We start from the raw sequence: 3,289 nt of genomic DNA on the forward strand, positions 1-3,289 counted from the left end.
CACTTGGATTGTAAAAGATGCCAACGGATGTATTATTCAAGGTTCAGAAACGATCGCGCAACCAACGATTTTGGTAGCGACCGATGCCCATGCTGATGTTAAATGTAACGGAGGAACTGATGGTTCAGTTACGGTAACATTCTCAGGCGGAACGGCTCCTTATATGGTGAACTTCAATGGCGCAGGATTCTTGGCTCAAGCCTCTCCAAAAGTATATGCAGGTCTTACCGCCGGCAGTTACACTTGGATTGTAAAAGATGCCAACGGATGTATTATTCAAGGTTCAGAAACGATCGCGCAACCAACAATTTTGGTAGCGACCGATGGGCATGCTGATGTTAAATGTAACGGAGGAACCGATGGTTCAGTTACGGTAACATTCTCAGGTGGAACTTCTCCTTATATGGTGAACTTCAATGGTGCAGGTTATGTGGCTCAAGCCTCTCCAAAAGTATATGCAGGTCTTACCGCCGGCACTTACACTTGGATTGTAAAAGATGCCAACGGCTGTATCATGGAAGGTTCAGAAACGATCGCGCAACCAACGATTTTGGTAGCGACCGATGGGCATGCTGATGTTAAATGTAACGGAGGAACTGATGGTTCAGTTACGGTAACATTCTCAGGTGGAACTTCTCCTTATATGGTGAATTTCAATGGTGCAGGCTTCGTGGCTCAAACATCTCCAAAAGTATATGCAGGTCTTACCGCCGGCAGTTACACTTGGATTGTAAAAGATGCCAACGGCTGTATTATGGAAGGTTCAGAAACGATCGCGCAACCAACCATTTTGGCAGCTACCGATGCCCATGCTGATGTTAAATGTAACGGAGGAACCGATGGTTCAGTTACGGTAACATTCTCAGGCGGAACGGCTCCTTATATGGTGAACTTCAATGGCGCAGGATTCTTGGCTCAAGCCTCTCCAAAAGTATATGCAGGTCTTACCGCCGGCAGTTACACTTGGATTGTAAAAGATGCCAACGGATGTATTATGGAAGGATCAGAAACGATCGCGCAACCAACGATTTTGGTAGCGACCGATGGGCATGCTGATGTTAAATGTAACGGTGGAACCGATGGTTCAGTTACAGTAACATTCTCAGGTGGAACTTCTCCTTATATGGTGAACTTTAATGGTGCAGGTTATGTGGCTCAAACTTCTCCAAAAGTATATGCAGGTCTTACCGCCGGTACTTACACTTGGATTGTAAAAGATGCCAACGGATGTATTATTCAAGGTTCAGAAACGATCGCGCAACCAACGATTTTGGTAGCGACCGATGCCCATGCTGATGTTAAATGTAACGGAGGAACTGATGGTTCAGTTACGGTAACATTCTCAGGTGGAACTTCTCCTTATATGGTGAACTTCAATGGTGCAGGTTATGTGGCTCAAACTTCTCCAAAAGTATATGCAGGTCTTACCGCCGGTACTTACACTTGGATTGTAAAAGATGCCAACGGCTGTATCATGGAAGGTTCAGAAACTATCGCGCAACCAACGATTTTGGTAGCGACCGATGGGCATGCTGATGTTAAATGTAACGGAGGAACTGATGGTTCAGTTACGGTAACCTTCTCAGGCGGAACTTCTCCTTATATGGTGAACTTCAATGGTGCAGGTTATGTGGCTCAAACTTCTCCAAAAGTATATGCAGGTCTTATCGCCGGCAGTTACACTTGGATTGTAAAAGATGCCAACGGATGTATTATTCAAGGTTCAGAAACGATCGCGCAACCAACGATTTTGGTAGCGACCGATGGGCATGCTGATGTTAAATGTAACGGTGGAACCGATGGTTCAGTTACAGTAACATTCTCAGGCGGAACTTCTCCTTATATGGTGAACTTCAATGGTGCAGGTTATGTGGCTCAAACTTCTCCAAAAGTATATGCAGGTCTGACCGCCGGCACTTACACTTGGATTGTAAAAGATGCCAACGGCTGTATCATGGAAGGTTCAGAAACGATCGCGCAACCAACGATTTTGGTAGCGACCGATGCCCATGCTGATGTTAAATGTAACGGCGGAACTGATGGTTCAGTTACAGTAACCTTCTCAGGTGGAACTTCTCCTTATATGGTGAACTTCAATGGCGCAGGATTCTTGGCTCAAGCCTCTCCAAAAGTGTACACTGGTCTTACCGCCGGCACTTACACTTGGATTGTAAAAGATGCCAACGGCTGTATCATGGAAGGTTCAGAAACTATCGCGCAACCAACGATTTTGGTAGCGACCGATGCCCATGCTGATGTTAAATGTAACGGTGGAACTGATGGTTCAGTTACGGTAACATTCTCAGGTGGAACTTCTCCTTATATGGTGAACTTTAATGGTGCAGGTTATGTGGCTCAAACTTCTCCAAAAGTATATGCAGGTCTTATCGCCGGCAGTTACACTTGGATTGTAAAAGATGCCAACGGATGTATTATTCAAGGTTCAGAAACGATCGCGCAACCAACGATTTTGGTAGCGACCGATGCCCATGCTGATGTTAAATGTAACGGCGGAACTGATGGTTCAGTTACGGTAACCTTCTCAGGCGGAACGGCTCCTTATATGGTGAACTTCAATGGTGCAGGCTATGTGGCTCAAACTTCTCCAAAAGTATATGCAGGTCTTACCGCCGGCACTTACACTTGGATTGTAAAAGATGCCAACGGATGTATTATGGAAGGATCAGAGACTATCGCGCAACCAACGATTTTGGTAGCGACCGATGGGCATGCTGATGTTAAATGTAACGGTGGAACCGATGGTTCAGTTACAGTAACATTCTCAGGTGGAACTTCTCCTTATATGGTGAACTTCAATGGTGCAGGTTATGTGGCTCAAACTTCTCCAAAAGTATATGCAGGTCTTACCGCCGGTACTTACACTTGGATTGTAAAAGATGCCAACGGATGTATTATTCAAGGTTCAGAAACGATCGCGCAACCAACGATTTTGGTAGCGACCGATGCCCATGCTGATGTTAAATGTAACGGCGGAACTGATGGTTCAGTTACGGTAACCTTCTCAGGCGGAACGGCTCCTTATATGGTGAATTTCAATGGTGCAGGCTATGTGGCTCAAACATCTCCAAAAGTATATGCAGGTCTTACTGCCGGCACTTACACTTGGATTGTAAAAGATGCCAACGGCTGTGAACAATCTGGTTCAGAAACGATCGCGCAACCAACGATTTTGGTAGCGACCGATGCCCATGCTGATGTTAAATGTAACGGAGGAACCGATGGTTCAGTTACGGTAACATTCTCAGGTGGAACTTCTCCTTATATGGTG

At 45.5% G+C, this 3,289-nt stretch carries 1 protein-coding gene; it reads left to right on the plus strand.

The annotated features are described in order from the left end of the window. The coding region (locus tag ACFX5D_RS16170) for a SprB repeat-containing protein (RefSeq protein WP_379859230.1) at positions 1–3,289 on the plus strand (3,289 nt) is incomplete at both ends.

The organism is Flavobacterium fructosi (assembly GCF_042787335.1).
Taxonomy (GTDB): domain Bacteria; phylum Bacteroidota; class Bacteroidia; order Flavobacteriales; family Flavobacteriaceae; genus Flavobacterium; species Flavobacterium fructosi.